Source organism: Streptomyces sp. NPDC040589 (assembly GCF_055594445.1).
Window position 1 is genome coordinate 178,170 of sequence record NZ_JBVIWP010000006.1, and the last position, 25,969, is coordinate 204,138.

At 70.2% G+C, this 25,969-nt stretch carries 24 protein-coding genes; 11 read left to right on the plus strand and 13 right to left on the minus strand.

Going from position 1 to position 25,969, the window contains the following annotated elements:
* Positions 1-4: 4 nt before the first annotated feature.
* From ACZ58V_RS26740 to ACZ58V_RS26755, 4 genes are read right to left on the minus strand one after another with little or no spacing between them, the layout of a single operon-like run.
* A complete protein-coding gene (locus tag ACZ58V_RS26740; protein WP_468193235.1) occupies positions 5-328 on the minus strand; it encodes a non-heme iron oxygenase ferredoxin subunit in 324 nt (107 codons plus the stop codon).
* A complete protein-coding gene (sufD, locus tag ACZ58V_RS26745; protein ID WP_468193236.1) occupies positions 325-1,509 on the minus strand; it encodes a Fe-S cluster assembly protein SufD in 1,185 nt (394 codons plus the stop codon). The genes ACZ58V_RS26740 and sufD overlap by 4 nt, the downstream gene beginning before the upstream one ends.
* Before the next feature lie 55 nt (positions 1,510-1,564).
* Complete coding sequence (sufB, locus tag ACZ58V_RS26750; RefSeq protein ID WP_399020296.1) at positions 1,565-2,986, minus strand: Fe-S cluster assembly protein SufB; 1,422 nt, start codon at positions 2,984-2,986, stop codon at positions 1,565-1,567.
* On the minus strand, positions 2,983-3,744 hold the full coding sequence (locus ACZ58V_RS26755; RefSeq protein ID WP_468193237.1) for a helix-turn-helix transcriptional regulator: 762 nt from the start codon (positions 3,742-3,744) through the stop codon (positions 2,983-2,985). Before ACZ58V_RS26755 ends, sufB begins: the two co-directional genes overlap by 4 nt.
* A gap of 161 nt (positions 3,745-3,905) precedes the next feature.
* Here ACZ58V_RS26755 and ACZ58V_RS26760 point away from each other — a divergent pair, with 161 nt between their 5' ends.
* Genes ACZ58V_RS26760 through ACZ58V_RS26775 form a run of 4 tightly spaced genes read left to right on the plus strand, consistent with a single transcriptional unit; the run spans position 3,906 to position 7,493 of the window.
* Positions 3,906-4,718 carry an AAC(3) family N-acetyltransferase gene (locus ACZ58V_RS26760; RefSeq protein ID WP_468193239.1) on the plus strand — a complete coding sequence of 271 codons (813 nt, stop codon included), beginning with the start codon at positions 3,906-3,908 and terminating at the stop codon, positions 4,716-4,718.
* 31 nt (positions 4,719-4,749) lie between these two features.
* Positions 4,750-5,673: an ABC transporter ATP-binding protein gene (locus ACZ58V_RS26765; RefSeq protein WP_468193240.1), complete on the plus strand. Its 924-nt coding sequence runs from the start codon at positions 4,750-4,752 to the stop codon at positions 5,671-5,673.
* Between the two features lie 50 nt (positions 5,674-5,723).
* Positions 5,724-6,440 (plus strand): ABC transporter permease, encoded by a 717-nt coding sequence (locus ACZ58V_RS26770; RefSeq protein ID WP_471293305.1) that lies wholly within the window; start codon positions 5,724-5,726, stop codon positions 6,438-6,440.
* A 3-nt stretch (positions 6,441-6,443) separates the two neighbouring features.
* A complete protein-coding gene (locus ACZ58V_RS26775; RefSeq protein WP_471292981.1) occupies positions 6,444-7,493 on the plus strand; it encodes a COX15/CtaA family protein in 1,050 nt (349 codons plus the stop codon).
* Here ACZ58V_RS26775 and ACZ58V_RS26780 read toward each other — a convergent pair.
* From ACZ58V_RS26780 to ACZ58V_RS26790, 3 genes are all read right to left on the minus strand, one after another.
* Positions 7,490-8,596 carry an amidohydrolase family protein gene (locus ACZ58V_RS26780; protein WP_471292984.1) on the minus strand — a complete coding sequence of 369 codons (1,107 nt, stop codon included), beginning with the start codon at positions 8,594-8,596 and terminating at the stop codon, positions 7,490-7,492. The genes ACZ58V_RS26775 and ACZ58V_RS26780 overlap by 4 nt on opposite strands.
* 146 nt (positions 8,597-8,742) lie before the next feature.
* Positions 8,743-9,075 (minus strand): hypothetical protein, encoded by a 333-nt coding sequence (locus tag ACZ58V_RS26785; protein ID WP_468193245.1) that lies wholly within the window; start codon positions 9,073-9,075, stop codon positions 8,743-8,745.
* A gap of 58 nt (positions 9,076-9,133) precedes the next feature.
* Positions 9,134-10,051, minus strand: coding sequence for a heme o synthase (locus ACZ58V_RS26790; protein WP_311125049.1), 918 nt, complete (start codon positions 10,049-10,051; stop codon positions 9,134-9,136).
* Positions 10,052-10,436: 385 nt separating this feature from the next.
* On the opposite strand from ACZ58V_RS26790, the gene tkt reads away from it, so the two are divergent.
* From tkt to pgl, 5 genes are read left to right on the plus strand one after another with little or no spacing between them, the layout of a single operon-like run.
* Positions 10,437-12,524 carry a transketolase gene (tkt, locus tag ACZ58V_RS26795; protein WP_471292987.1) on the plus strand — a complete coding sequence of 696 codons (2,088 nt, stop codon included), beginning with the start codon at positions 10,437-10,439 and terminating at the stop codon, positions 12,522-12,524.
* 34 nt (positions 12,525-12,558) lie between these two features.
* Positions 12,559-13,677: a transaldolase gene (tal, locus tag ACZ58V_RS26800; RefSeq protein WP_468193248.1), complete on the plus strand. Its 1,119-nt coding sequence runs from the start codon at positions 12,559-12,561 to the stop codon at positions 13,675-13,677.
* A 4-nt stretch (positions 13,678-13,681) separates the two neighbouring features.
* Complete coding sequence (zwf, locus tag ACZ58V_RS26805; protein ID WP_432959275.1) at positions 13,682-15,205, plus strand: glucose-6-phosphate dehydrogenase; 1,524 nt, start codon at positions 13,682-13,684, stop codon at positions 15,203-15,205.
* Positions 15,202-16,335: a glucose-6-phosphate dehydrogenase assembly protein OpcA gene (gene opcA / locus ACZ58V_RS26810; RefSeq protein ID WP_468193250.1), complete on the plus strand. Its 1,134-nt coding sequence runs from the start codon at positions 15,202-15,204 to the stop codon at positions 16,333-16,335. Before zwf ends, opcA begins: the two co-directional genes overlap by 4 nt.
* A 13-nt stretch (positions 16,336-16,348) precedes the next feature.
* Positions 16,349-17,134, plus strand: coding sequence for a 6-phosphogluconolactonase (gene pgl / locus ACZ58V_RS26815; protein WP_468193252.1), 786 nt, complete (start codon positions 16,349-16,351; stop codon positions 17,132-17,134).
* 87 nt (positions 17,135-17,221) lie between these two features.
* Here pgl and ACZ58V_RS26820 read toward each other — a convergent pair whose 3' ends face one another.
* Complete coding sequence (locus ACZ58V_RS26820) at positions 17,222-17,803, minus strand: TetR/AcrR family transcriptional regulator (RefSeq protein WP_468193253.1); 582 nt, start codon at positions 17,801-17,803, stop codon at positions 17,222-17,224.
* Between the two features lie 126 nt (positions 17,804-17,929).
* On the opposite strand from ACZ58V_RS26820, the gene ACZ58V_RS26825 reads away from it, so the two are divergent.
* Together ACZ58V_RS26825 and ACZ58V_RS26830 are read left to right on the plus strand one after the other, a co-directional pair.
* Positions 17,930-18,358: a nuclear transport factor 2 family protein gene (locus ACZ58V_RS26825; RefSeq protein WP_468193255.1), complete on the plus strand. Its 429-nt coding sequence runs from the start codon at positions 17,930-17,932 to the stop codon at positions 18,356-18,358.
* Complete coding sequence (locus ACZ58V_RS26830; RefSeq protein WP_468193257.1) at positions 18,355-19,224, plus strand: NAD(P)H-binding protein; 870 nt, start codon at positions 18,355-18,357, stop codon at positions 19,222-19,224. The genes ACZ58V_RS26825 and ACZ58V_RS26830 overlap by 4 nt, the downstream gene beginning before the upstream one ends.
* Here ACZ58V_RS26830 and ACZ58V_RS26835 read toward each other — a convergent pair.
* The 5 genes from ACZ58V_RS26835 to ACZ58V_RS26855 form a co-directional block, all read right to left on the minus strand.
* Positions 19,217-20,056 carry a carbohydrate ABC transporter permease gene (locus ACZ58V_RS26835; RefSeq protein WP_399020316.1) on the minus strand — a complete coding sequence of 280 codons (840 nt, stop codon included), beginning with the start codon at positions 20,054-20,056 and terminating at the stop codon, positions 19,217-19,219. The two genes, ACZ58V_RS26830 and ACZ58V_RS26835, sit on opposite strands and share 8 nt — an antisense overlap.
* On the minus strand, positions 20,053-21,414 hold the full coding sequence (locus tag ACZ58V_RS26840; RefSeq protein ID WP_471292991.1) for an ABC transporter permease subunit: 1,362 nt from the start codon (positions 21,412-21,414) through the stop codon (positions 20,053-20,055). Before ACZ58V_RS26840 ends, ACZ58V_RS26835 begins: the two co-directional genes overlap by 4 nt.
* 6 nt (positions 21,415-21,420) lie before the next feature.
* Positions 21,421-22,746 carry an ABC transporter substrate-binding protein gene (locus ACZ58V_RS26845; RefSeq protein ID WP_468193260.1) on the minus strand — a complete coding sequence of 442 codons (1,326 nt, stop codon included), beginning with the start codon at positions 22,744-22,746 and terminating at the stop codon, positions 21,421-21,423.
* Between the two features lie 37 nt (positions 22,747-22,783).
* The gene (locus ACZ58V_RS26850; RefSeq protein ID WP_471292994.1) at positions 22,784-24,442 is read right to left on the minus strand and encodes a glycoside hydrolase family 13 protein; all 1,659 of its coding nucleotides are present in this window, start codon (positions 24,440-24,442) and stop codon (positions 22,784-22,786) included.
* Positions 24,443-24,584: 142 nt separating this feature from the next.
* Positions 24,585-25,856 carry an ABC transporter substrate-binding protein gene (locus ACZ58V_RS26855; protein WP_471292997.1) on the minus strand — a complete coding sequence of 424 codons (1,272 nt, stop codon included), beginning with the start codon at positions 25,854-25,856 and terminating at the stop codon, positions 24,585-24,587.
* Positions 25,857-25,969: the final 113 nt, after the last annotated feature.

Genomic DNA, 25,969 nt, shown 5'->3' on the forward strand with positions numbered 1-25,969 from the left:
TGCCTCAGGACTCCTGGGTGAGGGAGACGAGCACGTCGTCCCCTTCGATCTTTACGGGGTATACGGGGACGGGGCGCGTCGCCGGAAGGGCGTCGGGCTTGCCGGAACGGAGGTCGAAGCGCGAGCCGTGCAGCCAGCACTCGATGTGACAGTCGTCGACCTCGCCCTCCGACAGGGAGACGTTCGCGTGCGAGCAGATGTCGTACACCGCGAACACCTCGCCCTCGGTCCGCACGATGGACATGGGCGTGCCGTCGAGTTCCACCCGCTTCGGGGTGTCGTCCTCCAGCTCGCTCAGCCCACAGACGCGTACAAATGCGAGGCTCATGCCACCGATGCCTCCAGCTCCTCGTCGATCTTGGCGATCAGGCGCTCCTCGATGTCCGGGAGGCCGATCTGCTGGACCAACTCGGCGAAGAAGCCGCGGACCACGAGGCGGCGGGCCTCCTGCTCCGGGATGCCGCGAGCCATGAGGTAGAAGAGCTGCTCGTCGTCGAAGCGGCCGGTCGCCGAGGCGTGGCCGGCGCCGACGATCTCGCCGGTCTCGATCTCGAGGTTGGGTACGGAGTCCACGCGCGCCCCGTCCGTGAGGACCAGGTTGCGGTTCATCTCGTAGGTGTCGGTGCCCTCGGCCTTGGCCTCGATGAGCACGTCGCCGATCCACACCGCGTGCGCCTGGTCGCCCTGGAGCGCGCCCTTGTAGACGACGTTCGACTTGCAGTGCGGGACGTTGTGGTCGACCAGGAGGCGGTGCTCCTGGTGCTGGCCCTGGTCGGTGAAGTACAGGCCGAAGAGCTCGGCCTCGCCGCCGGGGCCGGCGTAGGCGACGCGCGGGTGCAGCCGGACGACGTCGCCGCCGAAGGTGACGACGACCGACTTGAAGGAGGCGTCGCGGCCGACGAGCGCGTTGTGCTGGGCGACGTGGACGGCCTTCTCGTCCCAGTCCTGGACGGAGACGACGGTCAGCTTGGCGCCGTCGCCCAGGAGGTAGTCGACGTTGGCGGCGAGCACCGCGTCACCGGTGTGGTCGATGACCACGACGGCCTCGGCGAAGGCGCCCAGCTCGATCACCTGGTGGCCGAAGGCGGTCCCGCCCTCGCCGTGCACCGCGATGCGGATCGGCTCGGTGAGGACGGTCTCCTTCGGGACGGTCACGACCGAGGCCTTCTCGAACGCGGAGTAGGCCTGGGCGGCGACGCGGTCCGCCGGGGTGCCCGCCTTGCCGAGCCGCGCGTCGTCGCGGCCGACGGCCTCGACGGTGACGCCCTCGGGGGCCTGGACCTCGACCTTCACGCCGTTGCCGTTCGCCACGGCGGTGCCGTCGTGCAGACCGCGCAGGCGCTCCAGCGGGGTGAACCGCCATTCCTCCTCCCGGCCGTGCGGGACGGGGAAGTCCGTCACGTCGAAGGAGGGGGGCGCGCTCATGCGGGTGGCGACGGTCGACTCGGCCGCCACCGCGATCGAGCCGGTGGTGGTGGACCCCACCGGGATGTTCTGGGCCTCAGCCATGGCTGTCGTAGTGCTCGCTTTCCGTTACGTAAGGGCTTGATGGACTGCGGTGGGGTTAGCCGACCGCGCCTTCCATCTGCAGCTCGATCAGCCGGTTGAGCTCCAGCGCGTACTCCATGGGGAGCTCCTTGGCGATGGGCTCGACGAAGCCGCGCACGATCATCGCCATGGCCTCGTCCTCCGACAGACCGCGGCTCATCAGGTAGAAGAGCTGGTCCTCGGAGACCTTGGAGACGGTCGCCTCGTGGCCCATGGACACGTCGTCCTCGCGGACGTCCACGTAGGGGTAGGTGTCCGAGCGGGAGATCGTGTCGACCAGCAGCGCGTCACAGAGCACGTTCGACTTCGAGCCCGGGGCGCCCTCGCCGATCTCGATGAGGCCACGGTAGGAGGTGCGGCCACCGCCGCGCGCGACGGACTTCGAGACGATGTTGGACGACGTGTTCGGCGCCATGTGGACCATCTTGGCGCCCGCGTCCTGGTGCTGGCCCTCGCCGGCGAAGGCGATGGACAGGGTCTCGCCCTTGGCGTGCTCGCCCATCAGGTAGACGGCCGGGTACTTCATCGTCACCTTGGAGCCGATGTTGCCGTCGACCCACTCCATGGTCGCGCCCTCGTAGGCCACGGCACGCTTGGTGACCAGGTTGTAGACGTTGTTCGACCAGTTCTGGATGGTCGTGTAGCGGCAGCGGGCGTTCTTCTTGACGATGATCTCGACGACCGCGGAGTGCAGCGAGTCCGACTTGTAGATCGGGGCGGTGCAGCCCTCGACGTAGTGCACGTAGGCACCCTCGTCGACGATGATCAGGGTCCGCTCGAACTGGCCCATGTTCTCCGTGTTGATCCGGAAGTAGGCCTGGAGCGGGATCTCCACGTGGACGCCCGGCGGCACGTAGATGAAGGAGCCGCCCGACCACACGGCGGAGTTCAGCGAGGCGAACTTGTTGTCGCCGACGGGGATGACGGTCCCGAAGTACTCCTTGAAGAGCTCCGGGTGCTCCTTCAGGGCCGTGTCGGTGTCGAGGAAGATGACGCCCTGCTCCTCCAGGTCCTCGCGGATCTGGTGGTAGACGACCTCGGACTCGTACTGGGCGGCGACACCGGCGACGAGGCGCTGCTTCTCCGCCTCGGGGATGCCGAGCTTGTCGTACGTGTTCTTGATGTCCTCGGGCAGGTCCTCCCAGGACTCCGCCTGCTTCTCCGTGGAGCGCACGAAGTACTTGATGTTGTCGAAGTCGATGCCCGACAGGTCCGAGCCCCAGTTCGGCATCGGCTTCTTCTCGAACAGGCGCAGGCCCTTGAGACGGAGCTTGGTCATCCACTCCGGCTCGTTCTTCTTGTCGGAGATGTCGCGGACGACGTCCTCGTTGATGCCGCGCTTGGCAGAGGCGCCGGCCGTGTCGGAGTCGGCCCAGCCGTATTCGTACTTACCCAGACCCTCGAGCTCAGGGTGGGCAGTCTCCGTGGGGAGAGTCATGCGGGGTTCCTCCCGGCCGTGCTTGCAGATGCGTTGTCGCTGTCAACTTGCGTGTGGGAAATCTTGGGGATGAACGTCGTGCAGACGCCGTCGCCGTGCGCGATGGTGGCGAGCCGCTGTACATGGGTACCGAGCAGCTCGGCGAAAAATTCCGTCTCCGCCTCGCACAACTGGGGGAACTGCTCGGCGACGTGGGCGACCGGGCAGTGGTGCTGGCAGAGCTGTTCACCCTTCTGCGGGTGGGGCGCACTGCGCGCCGTAGCAGCGTACCCGTCCGTGCTCAGGGCCTTGGCCAGCGCTTCGGTCCGCTTCTCGGGCGGCGCCGCCTCGACCGCTTGGCGGTACGCGCCCGCCTGTGCGGCGATCCTGGCGCGGGCGAAGGCGGCGATCGCCTCGCTGCCGCCCTCACGGTCGGCGATCCAGCGCAGCGCGTCGGCCGCGAGCTTGTCGTACGACTGGTCGAAGGCGTCCCGGCCGCAGTCCGTCAGGGCGAACGCCTTGGCGGGACGGCCGCGGGTGCGTGCGCCGTAGACCCGTTGCTCGCGCGCTTCCACGACACCGTCGCCCGCGAGGGCATCCAGGTGCCGACGTACGGCCGCCTGGGTGAGGCGCAGCCGCTCGGCGAGCTCGGCGACGGTCGACGGGCCGTGGTCCAGGATGGATCGCGCGACGCGGTTGCGGGTGGACCGCTCACCGGTCGCGAGCTCCTCCTGTGGGGCACCCATGGGAGCCTCCCGAGCCTCGCCGACGTTTTTCACAACGCCATTGTTGCGTAATTCTTCAGGACCGGGCAAGCCACACCCGCCTCGCGCGACGGTGCCTTGCGTCACTTAGGTAAAGCTAACCTGACCTGCGGAAACGATCTTTGATCGATCAAACCGGTGGCATGTCGAAGCCCCTTCGGGGACACTCCCGAACCATGTCCACACCCCCTCCGACCGGCCCTCTTGTCACCCGGGACACACTGCGGACGCAGTTGGGCGAACTGGGCGTGCGGCCCGGCGAGACCCTCCTCGTGCACTCCTCGCTCAGCGCCCTCGGCTGGGTCAACGGCGGCGCCGTCGCGGTGGTGCGGGGGCTGCTCGACGCGCTCGGCCCGGAGGGCACTCTGGTGGTCCCCACGCAGACCGGGGACCTCTCCGACCCGGTCCTGTGGCGCAAGCCGCCCGTACCCCCGGAATGGTGGGCGGCCATTCGCGCGACCATGCCCGCGTACGACCCCCGGATCACGCCCGCACGCGGGGTCGGAGTCGTCCCGGAGACGGTACGGACCTGGCCCGGCGCCCTGCGCAGCGCCCATCCGCAGACCTCGTTCGCGGCGGTCGGGCCGCGCGCGGCGGAGGTGACCGAGGGGCACGCGCCCGACTGCAGGCTCGGCGAGCACAGCCCGCTCGCGACGCTGGAGGCGACGGGCGCCCGGGTCCTGCTGCTCGGTGCCGGCTACGCCTCCTGTACCAGCTTCCACCTCGCCGAGTACCGGATACCGTCCCCGCGCGTCGCCGTGGGCCGACCGGGTCCGGAAGGCTGGGAGACCGTGACCGAGGTGTCGATCAGCTCGGACCGCTTCGACGAGCTGGGCTACGACTTCGAACGGGACCGTCCCGTCGTACGCGGGAAGGTCGGGGCGGCCGAAGCCCGGCTGTTCCCGGTGGCGGACGCGGTGGCCTACGCCGAACGGTGGCTGGCGGTGCACCGGCCGCGTGAGGAGGAGTTCCCGCACCCCCCGGTCTGAGCCCCCGCGCGCCTACCTAGACTCTGGACCCATGCGAAGTGAGCCCGTGGTCCAGGTCCAGGCCCTGGTGAAGCGGTACGGCCCGAAGACCGCGGTGGACGGGCTCGACCTGGTGGCCCGGGAGGGTGTGACCGCCGTGCTCGGCCCCAACGGAGCGGGCAAGACGACGACGGTCGAGACCTGCGAGGGGTACCGGAAGCCCGATGCCGGCACGGTGCGCGTCCTGGGCCTCGACCCGGTCGGAGAGTCCGGGCGGCTGCGGCCCCGCATCGGTGTGATGCTCCAGTCCGGCGGCGTGTACTCGGGCTCCAGGGCCGACGAGATGCTCCGCCATGTCGCCAAGCTGCACGCTCATCCGCTGGACGTGGACGCGCTCGTCGAACGCCTGGGGCTCGGCTCCTGCGGGCGCACGACGTACCGGCGTCTTTCGGGCGGGCAGCAACAGCGGCTCGCGCTGGCGATGGCCGTGGTCGGGCGCCCCGAGCTGGTGTTCCTGGACGAACCGACCGCCGGGCTCGACCCGCAGGCCCGCCGCGCGACCTGGGACCTGGTCCGGGACCTGCGCGCCGACGGCGTCTCGGTGATCCTCACCACCCACTACATGGACGAGGCCGAGCAGCTCGCCGACGACGTGGCGATCATCGACGCGGGCCGGGTCATCGCCCAGGGCTCCCCGGAGGAGCTGTGCAAGGGCGGCGCCGAGAACACGCTCCGCTTCACCGGCCGTCCCGGCCTGGACGTGGGCTCGCTGCTCAAGGCCCTGCCCGCCGACTCCTCGGCCGCCGAGCTGACGCCGGGTTCCTACCGGGTCGTCGGCAAGATCGACCCGCAGCTGCTCGCGACGGTCACCTCCTGGTGCGCCCAGCACGGCGTGATGCCGGAGAAGATCTCGGTGGAGCGGCACTCCCTGGAAGACGTCTTTCTGGAGCTGACCGGTAAGGAGCTGCGTTCGTGACCGCCACCGGCACCTATGCGCCGAAGCCGGGGGCCGCGCCCCTCCCCCGCATGATCGCGGCCCAGGCCGCGCTCGAGACGAAGATGCTGCTGCGCAACGGCGAGCAGCTGCTGCTGACGGTCGTGATCCCGACCCTGCTGCTCGTCCTCTTCAGCACCGTGGACATCGTGGACACGGGAGCCGGCGAGGCGGTCGACTTCCTCGCCCCCGGCATTCTCGCGCTCGCGGTGATGTCGACGGCGTTCACCGGCCAGGCGATCGCCACCGGCTTCGAGCGCCGCTACGGCGTGCTGAAGCGGCTCGCCTCCTCGCCCCTGCCGCGCTGGGGCCTGATGACGGCGAAGACGCTGTCCGTGCTGGTCACCGAGGTGCTCCAGGTGGTCCTGCTGACGGTGATCGCCTTCGCGCTCGGCTGGTCGCCGCAGGGCAACCCGTTCGCCGTCCTGCTGCTTCTGATCCTCGGCACGGCGGCCTTCTCCGGCCTCGGCCTGCTGATGGCCGGGACGCTGAAGGCCGAGGCGACCCTGGCCGCCGCCAACCTGGTGTTCCTGCTGCTGCTCGTCGGCGGCGGGGTCGTCGTCCCGCTGGACAAGTTCCCCTCCGGCGCGCAGGACGTACTCGGTCTGCTGCCCGTCTCGGCGCTGTCCGACGGGCTGCGCGACGTGCTCCAGCACGGGGCCGGGACGCCCTGGGCCGACCTGGGGATCCTGGCGGTCTGGGCCGTGGCCGGGCTGGCCGCGGCCGGGCGGTTCTTCCGCTGGGAGTAGGCCATGAGGGACCCTCGTGAAAGCGTGCACAAGCGGCGTCCTACGATGGGTCGCGTGCCAAAAGTGACCCGCGCCGACGCCATGGCCGCCCTGCGCAACCCTCTCGCCTTCATCGCCGCACGCTGGACCCCGGAACCCCGGACCGTCCAGCGGGCCGCCATGTCCGCCATCGTGATGTCGGTGCTCATCGTGGTCACCGGCGGTGCCGTGCGGCTGACCGGCTCGGGCCTGGGCTGCCCGACCTGGCCCAAGTGCACCGCGGACTCCCTGACCACGACCAGCGAGATGGGCGTTCACGGCGTCATCGAGTTCGGCAACCGCATGCTGACGTACGTGCTGTGCGCGGCCGTCGGCTGGGCGATCATCGCCGCGCGCTCGCAGAAGCCGTACCGGCGCGGCCTGGTCCGGCTGGGCTGGGCGCAGTTCTGGATCGTGATGAGCAACGCCGTGCTCGGCGGCATCGTGGTGCTGGTCGGCCTCAACCCGTACACGGTCGCGGCCCACTTCGTGGCGACGTCCGCGCTCATCGCGGTGGCCACGGTGATGTGGCAGCGCGCCCGTGAGGGCGACACCGCACCCCGCCAGCTGGTCGGCAAGGCCGTGCGGCAGCTGGTGTGGTTCCTGACCGCGGCCGCCGTCCTGCTCATCCTGGTCGGCACCGTGGTCACCGGCGCGGGCCCGCACGCGGGCGACTCCAGCGAGGTCGAGCGGATGCCGGTCGACTGGGAGACGGTGAGCAAACTGCACGCCGTGCTGGCGTGGATCGTGGTGACGCTGACGTTCGCCCTGTGGTTCGTCCTCAAGGCGGTCGACGCACCGAAGGGCCCCCTGAACCGCACCCGCGAACTGTTCCTGATCCTGCTCGCGCAGGGCGCCATCGGATACGTCCAGTACTTCACGGACCTGCCCGAGATCCTGGTCGGCCTGCACATGTTCGGCTCGGCCGTGATGTGGATCTGGGTGCTGCGGGTGGTGCTGTCGCTGCGTGAGCGCTCCGAGGTGGCTGTGGACCTGCCCGGCCCCGCCGCCGAGGCCTCCCTGACGAAGGCCTAGTCGAGCCCGTACACCCTGCGCGCGTTCCCCGACGCCAGCATCCCCGCCACCCGCTGCGCGTCGGTCAGGGACCACGCGCCCTCGGCGACCCAGGTGCCGAGCACCCGGCCGAGCGCTTCGCGGAACAGCCGGGCGGCCACCACGTGCAGCTCGGGCAGCCCCTGGGCGCCGCTGGAGAAGAGGATCTTGCCGAACGGGGCCAGCTCCAGGATCTCCGCGAGGACAGTGGCGGCCCGGGCGCCGGTGCGGACCAGGGCGGCGCCGCAGTCGGCGTAGACGTGCGGGAAGACGCCGGCCAGATGGGCGGCGTGCCGGTGGTACGGGTAGCCGTGCAGCAGGACGAGGTCCGTGCCGAGCCCGGCCGTGGCCCGCACGAAGTCCGTCAGCAGCACCGGATCCGTACGGTCGATGCGCAGGCCCGGCGCCCCGAGCCCCGCGTGCAGCTGGAGCGGCAGCCCCGAGGCGACGGCGCTCCACAGCAGATGCCGCAGCAGTACGGGGTCGCTCAGCTCCCCGCCTACCCCGCGCCCCGCGAGCCAGCGGCCGACCGCTCCCCGCACCTCTCCCGGCCCGGGCGGCTCGGGCGCGAGCGCGAGGCCGTGCCGGACGCCCGCGACCGAGGTGAAGGCGACGGCGTTCGCGGCGGCGGCGTGCACGGACTCGGCGAGGTTGGCGAGGAAGGACTCGACGGTTCCGGAGGTGTCGGCGACCTGCTCGGCGAGCAGTTCCAGGCGCACGATCTCATGGGCCTCGGCGGCGCCCGCGGAGGCCAGCTCGCGGGGCTCCGTGAGGTCTCCGGGCAGGCCGGTGTCGACGAGGTACGTCGTGATGCCGCTGCCGCGCAGGAGCCGGCGGCCGGACTCCAGGACGCCCAGTTCACGGCGGCGGGCCAGGTAGTGGGCGGGGGTGCAGTGGGGTTCGAGGCCGAGAAGGGGCGGGCACCAGCGCCGTACGGCGAAGCCGGTCTGGGTGTCGAAGAGGGTGGTGCCGGGGGCGGGTGGGCCCTCGGTGCGGGAGAGGTGGGCCTCGAAGGTGCCGAGGCCCAGTTCCGTGCGGAGCACTCCGTGGCAGTACTGGTCCACTAGGGACGGCGTTTCGATCATCCGGGCTCCCCGGTGTGGACCCTGTTGTTCCAAGGGTCCTAACGGGTGAAGCGGGTTGAGGTCGCGGTCCCGGAGGGGGGTGCGGGTGAATCGGCGACTGCGGGCGGAGTGTGGCTTGTCGCGCAGTTCCCCGCGCCCCTGAGAGGTCAGGCGTTCTTCGGGCCGCCCACCTGGATGCCCGCCATGCGCGTCCACTCGTAGCGGCCCGTCTTCACCTTCGCCGCGAATTCGCCGTCGAAGGACTCGTGGCGGGTGATGCCCGACTTCTCCACCGCCTGGTCGGCGATCTCGTACGACGGGGCCACCAGGTCGCCCCAGTTGCCGTCCTCGCCGACGAGGACGATGCGGGCTCCGCGTTCGCCGAGGTAGGCGACCTGGCCCTCGGCGCCGCCGTGGGTCTTGGAGAAGGAGGTGATCTGCTTGGCGAGCCGGGCGACCTTGCGCTCGGTCTTCGGGTCAACCTGCTGCGTGTCTGCCATGGTCAGGATGCTACTCACGAGTAGATCGACTGGCGAGAGCAGGGCCCTGTGACGTACGTCAGCGCAGGAACGGGTCGACCGCGACCGCCACGAACAGGATCGACACGTAGGTGATCGACCAGTGGAAGAGCCGCATCTCCTTGAGCTTGGCGCCCGTCACCTCGGCCTTGGCGCGGTTCTGCAGGCCGTGCGCCTCCCACAGCCAGAAGCCGCCGGCCAGCAGGGCGACCGCCGTGTAGAACCAGCCCGTGTAGCCGAGCGGGGTCAGCAGGAGCGAGACGGCGACCATGACCCAGCTGTAGATCACGATCTGCTTGGCGACCACCTTGTTGGAGGCGACCACCGGCAGCATCGGCACGCCCACGCGCGCGTAGTCCTCTTTCACCTTCATCGACAGCGGCCAGTAGTGCGGCGGCGTCCAGAAGAACATGACGAGGAACAGGATGATCGGCGCCCACGACATGGAGTTCGTGACCGAGGACCAGCCGATCAGCACGGGCAGACAGCCGGCGATGCCGCCCCACACGATGTTCTGCGAGGTACGGCGCTTGAGGATCATCGTGTAGACGACGACGTAGAACAGGAGCGCGCCGAGGGAGAGCCAGGCCGAGAGCCAGTTGACCGTGAGGCCGAACAGCAGCGTCGAGACGACGGCCAGGGTGATGCCGAAAGCCAGGCACTCGCGCGGGCTGACCATGCCGGTGACCAGCGGGCGCTGCGAGGTGCGGTCCATCAGCGCGTCGATGTCGCGGTCGATGTACATGTTGAGCGCGTTGGCGCCGCCCGCCGACAGGTAACCGCCGACGCAGGTCAGCAGCACCAGCGTCAGGTCGGGTACACCCTGCTGCGCCAGGAACATCACCGGAACCGTGGTGATCAGCAACAGTTCGATGATCCGCGGCTTGGTGAGAGCCACGAACGCCATGACACGGGCCCCGAGCGGCCGGTGGGCCGGGCTCTGGTCCGTCCCGGTCATCCCCGCTGGACGGGATTCAACGGCCGTCACGCACACCCCTACAGAGACATCCCAGCGAGCCTCACCCGTGTGAAGTACCGGTAAAGGCTCGCGCGTACCACGCCACTTTAGACGTTGCCCAGACTCGGACATTCGCGGGGGTCGGGTCGTGTTGGGAGGGGGCTTCGGAAGGGCAGCCGGCGGCTCGATTGAGCACCCGGATGAGCGGCTCCGTATTCACTTGCCGAATGCGGTACGGCCCAGTCAGGAGGCGGATCGGGATGAGCCCCGGCACTCTTGAGTGACTCGAAAAAACGCACGTCCCACGGGGGTAGGCTCGACTGCGGCCGGTGGGCGCCCCGATACACCGGCATCCGAAACATGTGGAGAGGAGCCCTGACCCAGGGTGAGCACCAAGCCGACCACCACAGACCTCGAGTGGACCGAGTTGGACCAGCGGTCCGTCGACACCGCGCGTGTCCTGGCCGCCGATGCCGTACAGAAGGTCGGTAACGGCCATCCGGGTACGGCGATGAGCCTGGCGCCTGCCGCCTACACCCTCTTCCAGAAGGTGATGCGGCACGACCCGGCGGACGCCGACTGGGTCGGGCGGGACCGCTTCGTGCTGTCCGCCGGCCACTCGTCCCTGACCCTCTACACCCAGCTGTACCTGGCCGGTTTCGGTCTGGAGCTGGACGACCTGAAGTCCTTCCGTACGTGGGGTTCGAAGACCCCCGGTCACCCCGAGTACGGGCACACGACCGGTGTGGAGACGACGACCGGCCCGCTCGGGCAGGGTGTCGCGAACGCGGTGGGCATGGCGATGGCCGCCCGCTACGAGCGCGGTCTGTTCGACCCGGAGGCCGCCGAGGGCGAGTCCCCCTTCGACCACTTCGTCTACTGCGTCGCCGGTGACGGCTGTCTGCAGGAGGGCATCTCCGCGGAGGCCTCGTCCCTCGCGGGCCACCAGAAGCTGGGCAACCTGGTCCTGCTGTGGGACGACAACCACATCTCGATCGAGGGCGACACCGAGACGGCCGTGTCCGAGGACACGGTGAAGCGGTACGAGGCGTACGGCTGGCACGTGCAGCGGGTGGCGCCGAAGCCGGACGGCGACCTGGACCCGCACGCGCTCTACGACGCGATCGAGGCGGCCAAGGCGGTCACCGACCGGCCGTCGTTCATCGCGATGCGCTCGATCATCGCCTGGCCCGCCCCGAACGCGCAGAACACCGAGGCCGCGCACGGCTCGGCGCTGGGTGACGACGAGGTGGCCGCGACCAAGCGTGTGCTGGGCTTCGACCCGGAGCAGAGCTTCGAGGTCTCGGACGAGGTCATCACGCACACCCGCAAGGCGCTGGAGCGGGGCCAGGCGGCCCGGGCGGTGTGGGAGAAGGCGTACCAGCAGTGGCGGGACAACAACCCGGAGCGCGCCGCCGAGTACGACCGGATCGCCCAGGGTGAGCTGCCCACCGGCTGGGAGGAGAAGATCCCGGTCTTCGAGGCCGGCAAGGGTGTGGCCACGCGTGCCGCCTCGGGCAAGGTCCTGCAGGCCCTCGGCGGGGTCATTCCCGAGCTGTGGGGCGGCTCGGCCGACCTGGCGGGCTCGAACAACACCACGATCGACAAGACGTCGTCGTTCCTCCCGGCGGACAACCCGCTTCAGGAGGCGGACCCGTACGGCCGCACGATCCACTTCGGTATCCGCGAGCACGCGATGGCCGCCGAGATGAACGGCATCGCGCTGCACGGCAACACCCGCGTCTACGGCGGCACGTTCCTGGTCTTCTCCGACTACATGCGCAACGCGGTGCGGCTGTCGGCGCTGATGCACCTGCCGGTGACGTACGTGTGGACGCACGACTCCATCGGCCTGGGCGAGGACGGCCCGACGCACCAGCCGGTCGAGCACCTGGCGTCGCTGCGGGCGATCCCGGGTCTGAACCTCGTACGCCCGGCGGACGCCAACGAGACCGCGATCGCCTGGCGCGAGATCCTGAAGCGCTGGACGAAGGAGTTCGGCAAGGGGCAGCCGCACGGTCTGGCGCTGACGCGTCAGGGTGTGCCGACGTACCAGCCCAACGAGGATGCCGCCAAGGGCGGTTACGTCCTGTTCGAGGCCGACGGCGGCGAGCCCGAGGTCGTCCTCATCGCCACCGGTTCGGAGGTGCACGTCGCCGTCGAGGCGCGCGAGCAGCTCCAGGGCGCCGGCGTGCCCACGCGCGTGGTGTCCATGCCGTCGGTGGAGTGGTTCGAGCAGCAGGACCAGGGGTACCGGGACAGCGTCCTTCCGCCGGCCGTGAAGGCTCGCGTGGCGGTCGAGGCCGGTATCGGACTGACCTGGCACAAGTACGTCGGGGACGCCGGCCGCATCGTTTCCCTGGAGCACTTCGGTGCTTCGGCCGACGGCAAGGTCCTTTTCCGCGAGTTCGGCTTCACTGCCGAGAACGTGGCCGCCGCCGCCCGGGAATCGATCGCCGCAGCTCAGCGCTGACGCTCATACACGACACGTAGGAGATGGAATTTCCATGACAGACGCACTCAAGCGCCTCTCCGAGGAAGGCGTCGCGATCTGGCTGGACGACCTGTCGCGCAAGCGCATCACGTCCGGCAACCTCGCCGAGCTGATCGACCAGCAGCACGTCGTGGGCGTCACCACCAACCCGACGATCTTCCAGAAGGCGATCTCCGAGGGTGACGGCTACGACCAGCAGCTGTCGGACCTCGCCGCCCGCAAGGTGACCGTCGAAGAGGCCATCCGCATGATCACCACGGCGGACGTCCGCGACGCCGCCGACATCCTGCGCCCGGTCTTCGACGCCACCGGCGGCCAGGACGGCCGGGTCTCGATCGAGGTCGACCCGCGCCTCGCGCACAACACCAAGGCGACGGTCGCCGAGGCCCGCCAGCTGGCCTGGCTGGTGGACCGCCCCAACACGCTGATCAAGATCCCGGCCACCAAGGCGGGCCTGCCGGGCATCACCGAGACGATCGGCAACGGCATCAGCGTCAACGTCACGCTGATCTTCTCGCTGGAGCGCTACCGCGAGGTGATGGACGCCTACCTGTCCGGTCTGGAGAAGGCCAAGGCCAAGGGCCTGGACCTGTCCAAGATCCACTCGGTGGCGTCCTTCTTCGTCTCGCGCGTCGACACCGAGATCGACAAGCGGATCGACGCCCTGGGCACCCCCGAGGCCAAGGCGCTGCGCGGCAAGTCCGCCATCGCCAACGCCCGGCTCGCCTACCAGGCGTACGAGGAGGTCTTCTCGAGCGACCGCTGGAACGCCCTGGAGAAGGCCGGCGCCAACAAGCAGCGTCCGCTGTGGGCCTCCACCGGTGTCAAGGACAAGGCGTACAGCGACACCATGTACGTCACCGAGCTGGTCGCGCCGAACACGGTGAACACCATGCCGGAGGCGACCCTCTACGCCACCGAGGACCACGGCCAGATCACCGGCAACACCCTCGCCGGCACGTACGAGCAGGCCCGCGCCGACCTCGACGCGGTCGAGCAGCTCGGGATCAAGTACGACGACGTGGTCCAGCTGCTGGAGGACGAGGGCGTCGAGAAGTTCGAGGCGTCCTGGACCGACCTGCTGAAGTCGACCGAGGCCGAGCTTCAGCGCCTCGCCCCCTCGGAGGGCTGAACAGGTGTCGAGCAGCAATCCGCTGCGTGACCCCGCGGACCGACGGCTCCCGCGTATCGCGGGGCCGTCGGGCCTGGTCATCTTCGGCGTCACGGGCGACCTGTCACGCAAGAAGCTCATGCCCGCCGTGTACGACCTCGCCAACCGGGGTCTGCTGCCGCCGGGCTTCTCGCTGGTGGGCTTCGCGCGCCGCGAGTGGGCGCACGAGGACTTCGCACAGGAGGTCCACGACGCGGTCAAGGAGCATGCCCGCACGCCCTTCCGCGAGGAGGTCTGGCAGCAGCTCATCCAGGGCATGCGCTTCGTGCAGGGCACATTCGACGACGACGACGCGTTCGAGCGGCTGCGCTCCACGATCGAGGAGCTGGACAAGGCACAGGGCACGGGCGGCAACTTCGCCTTCTACCTCTCCGTGCCGCCGAAGTCCTTCCCGGTGGTCATCCAGCAGCTGAAGAAGCACCAGCTGGCCGACCAGCAGGGCGGCTCCTGGCGGCGCGCGGTCATCGAGAAGCCCTTCGGCCACGACCTGAAGTCGGCCGAGGAACTCAACAAGGTCGTCCACGAGGTGTTCGCGCCGGAGCAGGTCTTCCGGATCGACCACTACCTCGGCAAGGAGACCGTCCAGAACATCCTGGCGCTGCGCTTCGCCAACACGATGTTCGAGCCGATCTGGAACCGGTCCCTCGTGGACCATGTGCAGATCACCATGGCCGAGGACATCGGCATCGGCGGCCGGGCCGGGTACTACGACGGCATCGGCGCCGCCCGTGACGTCATCCAGAACCACCTGCTCCAGCTGCTGGCGCTCACCGCCATGGAGGAGCCGGCCTCCTTCGACGCGGACGCGCTGGCCGCCGAGAAGACCAAGGTGCTCGGCGCCGTGAGGCTGCCGAAGGACATGGGCCGGGACACCGTGCGCGGCCAGTACTCGGCCGGCTGGCAGGGCGGCGAGAAGGTGACCGGCTATCTGGACGAGGACGGCATCAACGCCTCGTCGAAGACCGACACCTACGCCGCGATCAAGCTGGAGATCGACAACCGCCGCTGGGCGGGTGTCCCCTTCTATCTGCGCACCGGCAAGCGCCTCGGCCGCCGGGTGACGGAGATCGCGGTCGTCTTCCAGCGGGCCCCGCACTCCCCCTTCGACACGACGGCCACCGAGGAACTGGGCTCCAACGCGATCGTCATCCGCGTCCAGCCGGACGAGGGCGTGACGGTCCGCTTCGGCTCGAAGGTCCCCGGCACGTCGATGGAGATCCGGGACGTGTCCATGGACTTCGCGTACGGCGAGTCCTTCACGGAGTCCAGCCCGGAGGCGTACGAGCGTCTCATCCTGGACGTTCTCCTCGGTGACTCGAACCTCTTCCCGCGCACCGAGGAGGTCGAGCTGTCCTGGAAGATCCTCGACCCGATCGAGGAGTACTGGGACAAGAACGGCAAGCCCGCCCAGTACCCGGCCGGTACCTGGGGGCCCGTCGAGGCGGACGAAATGCTCGAGCGACACGGACGGAGCTGGCGCCGGCCATGAAGACAGACCTGACGGACACCACCGCCAGCAAGATCAACAAGGCGCTGGTGCAGGGCCGCCGGGCGATCGGCACCCCGGCGGTCGGCATGGTGCTCACGCTGGTCATCGTGACGGACGAGGAGAACGCCTACGACGCGCTGAAGGCGGCGAACGACGCCTCGCACGAGCATCCCTCGCGCACGCTCGTGGTCATCAAGCGCGTCTCCCGCTCGCCCCGCGACCGGACGCAGTCCCGCCTGGACGCGGAGGTCCGGCTGGGCGCGGACGCCGGCTCGGGCGAGACGGTGGTGCTCCGCCTGTACGGCGAGGTGGCCGAGCACGCCCAGTCGGTGGTGCTGCCGCTGCTGCTGCCGGACGCCCCGGTGGTGGTGTGGTGGCCGGTGAACGCGCCGCTCGACCCGGCGAAGGACCCTCTGGGTGCCCTCGGCCAGCGCCGTGTCACCGACACCTACGCCTCCGAGCAGCCGGTACGGGACCTGGCGACCCGGTCGGGGACCTACACCCCCGGCGACACGGACCTGTCGTGGACCCGCATCACGCCCTGGCGCTCCATGCTGGCGGCGGCCCTCGACCAGGTCACCTGCGAGGTCAGGGCCGTCGAGGTGGAGGGCGAGGAGTTCAACCCGAGCTGCGAGCTGCTGGCGATGTGGCTCGCGGACCGGCTGGACGTCCCCGTGAAGCGCTCGCTGTCCGGCGGCCCCGGTCTGACGGCGGTCCGCCTGGACACCAACTGCGGCCCGATCAAGCTGGACCGCGCGGACGGCTCCCTCGCCACGCTCTCCATCGACGGCCAGCCGGACCGCGGAGTGGCGCTCAAGCGCCGGGACACGGCCGAGCTGATAGCGGAGGAGCTGCGGCGGCTTGACCCGGACGACACGTACGCGTCGGCCCTGCGGTACGGGGTGGACCGGCTGAAGTCATCCTGGTCGGCTCCGGCCCCTCGGGTCTCCGAGGAGTCGGTGGCCAAAGGAGAGAGCGGAGAGCCCAAAAGTGACGGGCGAGGCCGCCTCGCCCTCCCCGCTCCCGTCGAAAGGGCTGCGAAAGCACCCGCTGCGGAAGCGACGGCGCAGGCGCCGGTGAAGCAGGAACCGCCCGCGCTGGAACCGGTACGGAAGGCGACGACGAAGTGAGGGCTACGACGAAGTGAGTACGGCACCGCAGCTGGTCGTGCACCGCGACAAGGAGCTGATGGCGCAGGCCGCGGCGGCCAGGCTGATCACGAAGATCGTGGACGCGCAGGCCTCCCGGGGCTCGGCGTCCGTGGTCCTCACGGGCGGCCGCAACGGCAACGGCCTGCTGGCCGCACTGGCCGCGGCGCCCGCCCGGGACGCCGTCGACTGGAGCAGGCTCGACCTCTGGTGGGGCGACGAGCGGTTCCTGCCCGAGGGCGACCCGGAGCGCAACATCACGCAGGCGAGGGAGGCACTGCTGGACGCGGTGCCGCTCGATCCGAAGCGGGTGCACGCGATGCCCGCGTCGGACGGCCCCCACGGCGCCGACGTGGACGCGGCGGCGGCCGCGTACGCGGAGGAACTGGCGCGGGCTGCCGGCCCGGAGAACCACGGCCCCGCGCCGACGTTCGACGTGCTGATGCTCGGCGTCGGCCCGGACACGCATGTCGCCTCGCTGTTCCCGGAGTTGCCCGCGGTACGCGAGACGGACCGCACGGTCGTGGGCGTCCACGGCGCGCCCAAGCCGCCGCCGACCCGGGTGACGCTGACATTGCCGGCGATCCGGGCGGCCCGTGAGGTGTGGCTCCTGGCCGCGGGCGAGGACAAGGCCCAGGCCGCGGCGATCGCGCTCTCGGGCGCGGGCGAGATCCAGGCCCCGGCGGCCGGGGCGTACGGCCGCAGCCGGACGCTGTGGCTGCTGGACGGGGCGGCGGCCTCTCAGCTTCCGCGCTCGCTGTATCCGCCGGCCTCGGCGTGAGCGTCGAGGACGCCTGACTTTCTCATCACCGGAGCGGCTGGAGCCCCTGACCTCAGGGGGCCTCCGGCCGCTTCGGCGTTTCGGTGCTCAACTCCCGCCCAGCACCCGCGCGGTGAAGGCCGTCAGATCGGCCCGTAGACGCTCACGCGCCATGTGCCGCCGGTCGGCCAGGTGGTCGACGAGGTCCGCGCGGACCGCCGCGAGGAGCGCGTGGGCGGCGAAGTCGCCGTCGGGGAAGCCGGGGAGTTGTTCGAGGACGTCCCGGAGCGTGCCGTGCCACCAGTCGTAGTGCGCGGCGCGATAGGGGCTGTCGCTTCCCGTGCCCTCCAACGCCACGGACAGGTGCCGGTGGTCGAGCTTGAAGCACAACAGGGCGTCGAGCAGGGCCGGGACGCGTTCCGCCGGGGGCGTGCCGGGCCCGAGCGGGCCGGGTCCCTCGGCGACCGCGTGGCGGACCGGTTCCAGCCGGGACTCGTAGAGCGCGCGGATCAGCCCGGTGCGGTCGCCGAATCCGCGGAAGAGCGTGCCCTTGCCGACGCCGGCCGCGGCGGCGATGTCGGCCATGGTCACGTCCTCGGGGTCCGCACACGCCGCGAAGAGCCTGTCGGCCGCCGCCAGGACGGACTCACGATTGCGCACGGCGTCCGCACGGGGCTTGCGTTCGGGCATGAGACTCCTCCTCTTCCTCCGGCCGCTTAAACGGACCACGGGTCCGCATCTTGCTAAACGGACCACGGGTCCGTATCGTCGGACATTAAGCGGACCGGCGGTCCGCATCGTATCGGAGGGACACCCATGACCACATCCTTGACCCCGACCGACCTGTACCACCACGGCCTGCGGCTGCTGCTCGACAAGGACATCGCCGCCTGGGTCGCGCTCTGGGACGACGACGGTGTCCTCGAGTTCCCGTTCGCGCCCGAGGGGTGGCCGAAGCGACTGGAGGGCAAGGCGGCCGTCCTCGACTACATGCGCGACTATCCCGAACACATCGACCTGCACGACTTTCCCGACGTGACCGTCCACCAGACCGACGCTCCCGGGAAGATCGTGGTGGAGATGCGCGGAGTGGGGCGGCTGGTGAAGAGCGGAGAACCGTTCGACATGACGTACATCGCCGTGGTGACGGTCGCCGACGGACGTATCAGGCACTACCGCGACTACTGGAACCCGCTCGCCCTGCCCCAGGACGGCGCGGCGGACTTCGCCGGGAGGGTTCGATGACCGCGGCCACCCTCGTCATGGGCGCCACCGGCACGACCGGCGGGCGGGTGGCCCGGCTGCTCACCGCGCGAGGCCGGCGGGTGAAGGCGGCGAGCCGGCGCGCGGTCGCCGTCGCCGGTGCCGAAGCGGTCCGCTTCGACTGGTACGACCCCGGGACGTTCGAGGAGGCGCTGAAGGACGCGGACCGGGTCTATCTCGTCCCGCCGGTCGGGGCGCCCGAGCCCGCAGCCGTCATGCTGCCGTTCCTGGAACAGGCCCGTGCGTCCGGGGTGGGCCGGGCCGTGCTGCTCGGCTCCTCGGCGATCCCGTCCGGCGGCCCGGCCGTCGGGCAGGTGCAGCAGGCCCTGCCCGGCCTGTTCGAGACCTGGGCGGCACTGCGACCCTCGTGGTTCATGCAGAACCTCACCGGAGACCACCCGCACGCGCGGAGCATCCGCGAGCACGGGACGATCCTCACCGCGACGGGCGAGGGGCGGGTGGCCTTCGTGGACGCCGACGACATCGCGGCCGTCGCCGTCCACGCGCTCACCGCCGACCGGTGGACGGAGGGCGACCTGGTCGTCACCGGGCCGCAGGCGCTGAGTTACGACGACGCCGCGGCCGTGCTCAGCGAGGTCACGGGGCGCCCGGTGACCCACCGGCGGCTGACCGTCGAGCAATTGCGCGACCGTCTGGCGCGGGACATGCCCCCGGAGTTCGCCGCGGTACTCGCCGGCCTGGACAGCGCCATCGCCGAGGGAGCCGAGGACCGGGTCACCGACACGGTCGAACGCCTCACCGGCCGCCCGCCACGCGGCTTCCGCGCCCACGTGGAACACGCGTCGAGGCGGGCGGTGGACCGCGCCCGCCTCCCCACGGCTACTTGACCGACCCCGCCATCACGCCCTGCACGAAGTGCTTCTGGAACGCGAAGAACACGACGACCGGAACCACCAGCGACACGAACGCCCCCGGCGCCAGCACATCGATGTTGCTGCCGAACTGCCGTATCTGCGACTGGAGTTCCACGGTCAGCGGCTGCGAGGAGCTGTCCGCGAACAGCAACGCCACCAGCATGTCGTTCCACACCCACAGGAACTGGAAGATGGCCAGGGAGGCGATCGCCGGCCGCCCCACGGGCAGCACGAGCCGCGTGAAGATACGCCACTCACTGCCCCCGTCCATGCGCGCGGCCTCCAGCATCTCCTTCGGTATCTCGGAGAAGTAGTTCCGCAGCAGGAACACCGCGAACGGCAGGCCGTAGGCGACGTGGAAGAGGACCACACCCGGGATCGTCCCGAACAGCCCCAGCTGCCCGAAGAGTTTCGCGACCGGCAGCAGGCCGATCTGCACGGGCACCACCAGCAACGCGACCACGACCAGGAAGATCGTCTCCCGCCCTGGGAAGTCCAGCCATGCGAAGGCATAGCCCGCCAGTGCCGCGATGACGACGACCAGCACCGTCGTCGGCACCGAGATCAGCACCGTGTTCCAGAACGCCGTCGTGATCCCGGCGTTCCCCAGCAGCTCCGAGTAGTTGTCGAAGGACAGCTGCCCGGGGCTGGTGAACACCGTCCACCAGCCGCCCTTCGCGGTGTCCTCGGCGGACCGCATCGAGGACAGGAACAGCCCGGCCAGGGGCGTCATCCAGACCAGACCCACGATCACGAGGAAGGCCTGGACGACCCCGTTGCCCAACCCGCGCCGAACCGCGTTCATCGCTGACCCCTTCGGAAACGGCGGACGTTGAACACCATGGCCGGGACCACCAGCAGCAGGAGCAGCACACCCAGCGCGCTGCCGAGGCCCTGGTTGTTGCCGCCGCCGAACGACACCAGCCACATCTGCGTCGCGAGCACGGTCGCGTCTTCCTGCACCGGTCCGGGCGCGATGATGTAGACGAGGTCGAAGACCTTCATCACGTTGATCACCAGGGTGATGAAGACGACCGTCAGGACGGGTGCCAGCAACGGCACCGTGATCCGCCGGAAGATCTGCCACTCGTTGGCGCCGTCCATCCGCGCCGCCTCCAGCGTGTCCCGCGGGAGCGTCGCCAGGCCGGCGCCGATGAGCACCATGGAGAAGCCGGTCCAGATCCACAGGTACGCGCCGATGATCGCCGGTGTGACCAGCGCCGGTCCGAGCCAGGAGACGCCCTCGTAGGGCGGGGCGAAGTTGGACGACGGCAGCTGCACGGCGTAGGAGCCCGGTTCGAGTCCCTCGAAGCGGAAGGAGCCGTCGGACGCGGTGGTCGCCGTGGCGACCGGCTTGCCGTCGCGCACCGCCTGGACCTTCATCTCGGGCAGTCCGCTCTCCCGCCGGTCGACCTTGCCCTGCTCCCCTCCTCCGCCGGGCGTGAAGTCCAGGTAGACCACGCCGCGCACTTCGTCGGAGGCGGCCTTCTGACCCGCCGCCGCGTACGCCGGCTTCGTCCCGCCCGGCAGGTCGTCGGGCAGCACCCCGACCAGCGGGAGCGTCACCGCGTTGCCCGGCGACACGCTCTGACTCGTGCGGTACGACCCGTCCTTCTCCTTCGTCAGCCCCTGCCCGTCACGCGCCCGGGCCGTCGGGTAGGACGAGGAGCCCTCGAACGCGTCGTGGACGGAGACCGCCGCCGCGTTGAGGACGCCCTTGTCGGGGTCCTCGTCGTAGGCGAGCCGGAAGATGATGCCGGCGGCGAGGAAGGAGACCGCCATCGGCATGAAGAGCAGCAGCTTGAAGGCCGTGGCCCAGCGGACCTTCTCCACCAGGACGGCCAGGATGAGCCCGAGGCCGGTCAGCAGGGCCGGTGCCACGACGACCCAGATGGCCGTGTTGCGCACGGCGTTGAGGGTGGCCGGGTCGCTGAACATCTCGGCGTAGTTGTCGCCGCCGACGAAGGTCGTCCCGGAGGCGTCGAAGAAGCTGCGGCCGATGCTGAACAGCACCGGGTAGACGACGAGCGCGCCGAGCAGCAGCAGCGCGGGCAGCACGAACAGCAGGGCGATGACCTTGCCGCGCCGGCGCAGGCGCCGCGTGCGGTCGGCGATCGTGCCGGGCGGCGGGGGGCTCGTCTCTTTCACGAGGGTCGCTGTCATGGCGTATCAGTCCTGGTACGCCTTGGCCGCCGCGGCCTCCAGCTTCGCCGCGGTGCCCTTCGGGTCGGACGGGTCGCGCAGGAAGTCCTGGAGCAGCTTCCACTCGCCGGTGCCCTTCGTGCCGCCGAAGGCCGCCGGGGCCTGGTCGGACATGTCGAAGCGGACCGAGTCCCCGGCCTGGACGAGGGACTTGGCGGTGGCGCGGGTGACGTCGTCGCCGTACTTGGCGAGGTCGAGCTCCTTGTTCGGGGAGAGGAAACCGCCGGCCTCGGCCCACACCGCGGAGGCCTCCGGCGTGGCCAGGTACTCCGTGAGAGCCTGCGCGGCCTTCTGGTTCTTGCCGTCCTTCAGGACGGCGGCCGCGTCACCGCCGCTGACGACCGGCGCCTCACCGCCGCCGACCGCGGGGAACGGGAAGAAGTTCGCGTCCTTCCCGACGGTCTTGCCGAACTGGTCCTTGGCGACGCCTGCGACGAAGTCGCCCTCGTAGACCATGCCGGCCTCGGGCTCCGGCCCGAAGACCTTCTCCACGGAGCCGGGGAAGTCGGTGTTCAGCGCGCCCTTCTGGCCGCCGGCGATGAGCTGCTTGTCCTTGAAGAGCTTGCCGAGCGTGGTGAGGGCGTCGACGACCGACGCGTCGGTCCACTTCAGCTTGTGCGCGGCGAGGGCGTCGTACTTCTCGGGTCCGGCCTGGGACAGGTAGACGTTCTCGAACCAGTCGGTGAGGGTCCAGCCGTCCTGTCCGGCGACGGAGAACGCGGCGAGCCCGGAGTCGGACACGGTCTGCCCGGCCTTCAGCATCTCGTCGTACGACTTCGGCGGCTTCACGCCGGCCTGGGCGAGGGCGTCGGGGCTGTACCAGACGGTCGACTTGTGGGCGGCCTTGAAGTACAGGCCGTAGAGGGTTCCGTCGACGCTGCCGTACTCCTTCCACACGGGGGCGTATCCCGCGTCCACGGACTGCTCGGTCTTCTTCGACAGCGGCTTCAGCCAGCCCTTGGCGGCGAACTGCTTGAGGACGCCGACCTGCGGGACCATCACGACGTCGGGGGCGTTGCCGCCCTCGATCTTGCTGCCGACGACGGTGGAGACGTTGTCGCCGGTGGACGTGAACTGCGTCTTGGCGCCGGTCTTCTCGGTGAAGGCGTCCAGCACCTTCTGGAAGTTCTTCTGCTCGGTGCCGGACCAGACGCCGGCCACGGTGACCGTCTGGCCGCTGAGGGCCTTGTCGCCGCCGCCGGCCGTGACGGGGCCGCCGCCGCAGGCGGTCGCGCCGAGCGCGAGGGCGAGGGCGGTGCAGCCGGCGAGCAGGGTGGTACGTCGTCGCATCATCGTTGATGTCCCTTCGGGGAGTTGACTTGCGGGGAGTTCAGGAACGGATCCACCAGGCGGCCGTGGAGCCGGGCAGTACCCCGGCGGGGCAGGGGCCGCTGGCGAGCAGTGGGGTGCCGGAGACCGGCGCGGGGGTGGGTGCCGTACCGAAGTTGACGGCGCACACCAGGTCGTCGCCGCGGGCGAAGGCCAGGACGCCGGGCGGGGCGTCCAGCCAGCGCAGGGTGCCCTCGCCCAGCTGGGGCAGGGTGCCGCGCAGTTGGAGGCCGTCGCGGTACAGGTGCCAGAAGGAGCGGGTGTCGGCGAGGGCGCGGTCGGTGGCGTACTCGGCGAAGTACTCCGGCTGCGGCAGCCACGGCTTGGCGCTCTCCTCGCCGGAGGTGAAGCCGAAGGGGGACGCCTGCCCCGACCAGGGCAGCGGCACCCGGCAGCCGTCACGGATCCGGGCCCGGCTGCCGGTGCGGTGGAAGATCGGGTCGGTGAGCACGTCGTCGGGCAGGTCGACGACCTCGGGCAGGCCGAGCTCCTCGCCCTGGTAGATGTAGGCGGCGCCGGGCAGTGCCAGCATCAGCAGCGCGGCGGCGCGGGCCCGGGCGGCCCCGAGGCCGCTGCCCTCCGTGGCGGGTTCGCCGTAGCGGGTGACGGTGCGGACCTGGTCGTGGTTGTTGAGGACCCAGGTGACCGTCGAGCCGGTCCCGGCGATGTCCTGCATGGCCTCGGAGATGACCTTCTGGAAGGCCTCGGGGTCCCAGGGTGCGCTGAGCAGGTCGAAGAAGAAGGCCTGGTGGAGTTCATCGGGGCGGACGTACTGGGCGTGCTCGCGGGCGGTCGGGACGGAGACCTCGCCGACGAGGAGGCGTTCGCGGCCGTCGCGCTCGGTGTACTCCTCGCATATGGAGCGCCAGCGCCGCCACACCTCGTGCACCTCGGGCTGGTTCCAGGCGAGCGGGTTGACCGAGTCGCGGGTGCGGGCGTCGGCCTCCGGGTCGTCGGAGTCGGGCAGTTCGGGGTGCTTGTAGAGGCCGGCGGCGACGTCGATGCGGAAGCCGTCGACACCCCGGTCCAGCCAGAACCGCAGGACCCGGTCGAACTCGGCGGCGACCTCCGGGTCGCGCCAGTTCCAGTCGGGCTGCTCGGGCGTGAACATGTGCAGGTACCACTGGCCGGGCCGCCCGTCCGCCTCGGTCACCCGGCTCCACGCCGGGCCGCCGAACATCGCGTGCCAGTTGTTGGGCGGCTCGTCGCCGTCCGGGCCGCGGCCGTCGGCGAAGTGGAAACGGGCGCGGGCCTCGCTGCCGGGAGACGCGGCGAGGGCCTCGCGGAACCAGAGGTGCTCGCTGGAGCAGTGGTTCGGGACGATGTCGAGCAGCACCTTCACGCCGAGCCGCCGCGCGGCGCCCACCAGCAGGTCGAACTCGGCGAGGTCGCCGAAGAGCGCATCGACGTCGCAGTAGTCGGCCACGTCGTAGCCGTGGTCGTGCTGCGGCGAGGGATAGAAGGGGCTCAGCCAGATCCCGTCGACGCCGAGCTTCTTCAGATACGGCAGTCCGGCCCGGACGCCGGCGAGATCGCCGATGCCGTCGCCGGTGCTGTCGAGGAAGCTGCGGACGTACACCTGATAGATCACTGCGTCACGCCACCAGTGGTGCCTGTTCAACCCATCGACCTGTCTCTGTGGAGGGCAGCGGTTATGCATGCATGTTAAGTAGGCATGTCGAGAGGGTGTCAATGAAAAGACGGAAGCTACTGAGGAGTTGAAATAGTAAAATTGGGTGCCAATCGGGCATATCTCAGCCAGATGAGACGTCCGCGTTACCTAACAAGTAACTAGAAGCGCCCTAGCCGCGCGAGATGACGGCGAGCTCCCGTGCCAGACGGCGCACCGCTGCCGTCGGCGTCTCGTGCCCGGCCATCGCGTCGTGCACGACCGCCTGGACGACCAGGCTGACCTGGTCGTAGCGCGGGCTCTTGGGGCGCGGTGCGGCGGCGAGCACGCTCTCGCGCAGGGTCGGCAGGTACGGGAACCTGCGGATGAGCCGCGGGTCGGTGTAGAGATCGGCCCGTACGGGCGGAAGCGCGCCACGGGTGAGGACCTGCCGCTGGACGCGCTCGCTGGTGAGGTACGCGATCAGGCGGGCGGCCGAGTCGGGATGCCGGGCGTGGCTGCTGACGGCCAGGTTGGATCCGCCGAGGACGCTCGTCCCCGGCCCGTCCCGTCCGGGCAGCGGCACGGCGCCGATCTTCCCGGCGACCTGGGAACCCGGGGCGGAGGCGCCGACGTACGCGTACGGCCAGTTCCGCAGGAAGAGCAGCCGGCCGTCCTGGAAGGCCTGCTTGGACTCCTCCTCCTTGTAGGCCAGCGCCTCTTTCGGGATCCAGCCCTCCCGCGCTCCGCGGGCCAGGAACCCGATGCCCTCGCGGGCCGCCGCCGAGTCGACGGTGACACGTTCGCCCTCGTCGCCGAGGATCGAGCCGCCCGCCGAGTAGACGGCCTCGGCCGCGTTGACCGTGAGGCCCTCGTAGGGCAGGAACTGCCCGGCGTAGCCGTCGAGGCCGTACTTCGGGGCGATGGTCTTCGCGTACCGCTCCAGCTCCGCCCAGGTGCGCGGCGGCGCGACGCCCTCCTTGGCGAGGACGTCCTTGCGGTAGAGGAGCAGGCCGGCGTTGGTGACGTACGGGACGGCGTACAGCTGTCCGTCGTAGGTCGCCGTGTCGACGACCGGCGGGAGGAAGGTCTTCAGCGGGAAGCGGTCGCGGGGCAGGGGCCTGATCCAGCCCGCGGCGGCGAACTCCGAGGTCCAGTTGACGTCGATGTTGAGCACGTCGAACCGGCTGCGGTCGCCGTCGCGCAGGTCGGTGGCCATCTGCGCCTGGGTCTCGTCGGCCGAGTCGGGCAGCTCGACGAGGGTCACCCTCTCGCCGGGGTGGGTTCGGTTCCAGCCCTCCAGCAGGGGGCCGAGATAGCCGGTGAGGTCTCCGGCGGTGGCCAGGGTGAGCGGTCCGCGGCCTCCGTCGGCCGGCTCGCCCGCCTGTGCTCCGGCGGCGACGTAGCCGGTCATGACCACGACGAGAACGAGAAGGCCCCTACCCGCGGCATGGATCCACCGCATAGGTTCCTCCCTGTACACCGGCGACGGGCTCCCTTGCCCGGAATCAGAGGCCATGTATACCTGTTAGGTATGGGCGATACTAGGGTCTGGAGCACATTGACCGGACAGGAGGA

Coding starts and splice junctions, on each gene's coding strand:
- ACZ58V_RS26775 (WP_471292981.1), top strand. CDS start 6,444: ATGAGGGACCCTCGTGAAAGCGTGCACAAGCGGCGTCCTACGATGGGT.
- tal (WP_468193248.1), top strand. CDS start 12,559: ATGACAGACGCACTCAAGCGCCTCTCCGAGGAAGGCGTCGCGATCTGG.
- sufD (WP_468193236.1), bottom strand. CDS start 1,509: ATGGCTGAGGCCCAGAACATCCCGGTGGGGTCCACCACCACCGGCTCG.
- ACZ58V_RS26740 (WP_468193235.1), bottom strand. CDS start 328: ATGAGCCTCGCATTTGTACGCGTCTGTGGGCTGAGCGAGCTGGAGGAC.
- ACZ58V_RS26760 (WP_468193239.1), top strand. CDS start 3,906: ATGTCCACACCCCCTCCGACCGGCCCTCTTGTCACCCGGGACACACTG.
- sufB (WP_399020296.1), bottom strand. CDS start 2,986: ATGACTCTCCCCACGGAGACTGCCCACCCTGAGCTCGAGGGTCTGGGT.
- ACZ58V_RS26785 (WP_468193245.1), bottom strand. CDS start 9,075: ATGGCAGACACGCAGCAGGTTGACCCGAAGACCGAGCGCAAGGTCGCC.
- ACZ58V_RS26830 (WP_468193257.1), top strand. CDS start 18,355: ATGACCGCGGCCACCCTCGTCATGGGCGCCACCGGCACGACCGGCGGG.
- ACZ58V_RS26765 (WP_468193240.1), top strand. CDS start 4,750: ATGCGAAGTGAGCCCGTGGTCCAGGTCCAGGCCCTGGTGAAGCGGTAC.
- ACZ58V_RS26835 (WP_399020316.1), bottom strand. CDS start 20,056: ATGAACGCGGTTCGGCGCGGGTTGGGCAACGGGGTCGTCCAGGCCTTC.
- ACZ58V_RS26845 (WP_468193260.1), bottom strand. CDS start 22,746: ATGATGCGACGACGTACCACCCTGCTCGCCGGCTGCACCGCCCTCGCC.
- ACZ58V_RS26790 (WP_311125049.1), bottom strand. CDS start 10,051: ATGACCGGGACGGACCAGAGCCCGGCCCACCGGCCGCTCGGGGCCCGT.
- ACZ58V_RS26780 (WP_471292984.1), bottom strand. CDS start 8,596: ATGATCGAAACGCCGTCCCTAGTGGACCAGTACTGCCACGGAGTGCTC.
- ACZ58V_RS26770 (WP_471293305.1), top strand. CDS start 5,724: ATGATCGCGGCCCAGGCCGCGCTCGAGACGAAGATGCTGCTGCGCAAC.
- opcA (WP_468193250.1), top strand. CDS start 15,202: ATGAAGACAGACCTGACGGACACCACCGCCAGCAAGATCAACAAGGCG.
- ACZ58V_RS26840 (WP_471292991.1), bottom strand. CDS start 21,414: ATGACAGCGACCCTCGTGAAAGAGACGAGCCCCCCGCCGCCCGGCACG.
- ACZ58V_RS26855 (WP_471292997.1), bottom strand. CDS start 25,856: ATGCGGTGGATCCATGCCGCGGGTAGGGGCCTTCTCGTTCTCGTCGTG.
- ACZ58V_RS26825 (WP_468193255.1), top strand. CDS start 17,930: ATGACCACATCCTTGACCCCGACCGACCTGTACCACCACGGCCTGCGG.
- ACZ58V_RS26820 (WP_468193253.1), bottom strand. CDS start 17,803: ATGCCCGAACGCAAGCCCCGTGCGGACGCCGTGCGCAATCGTGAGTCC.
- ACZ58V_RS26850 (WP_471292994.1), bottom strand. CDS start 24,442: ATGCATAACCGCTGCCCTCCACAGAGACAGGTCGATGGGTTGAACAGG.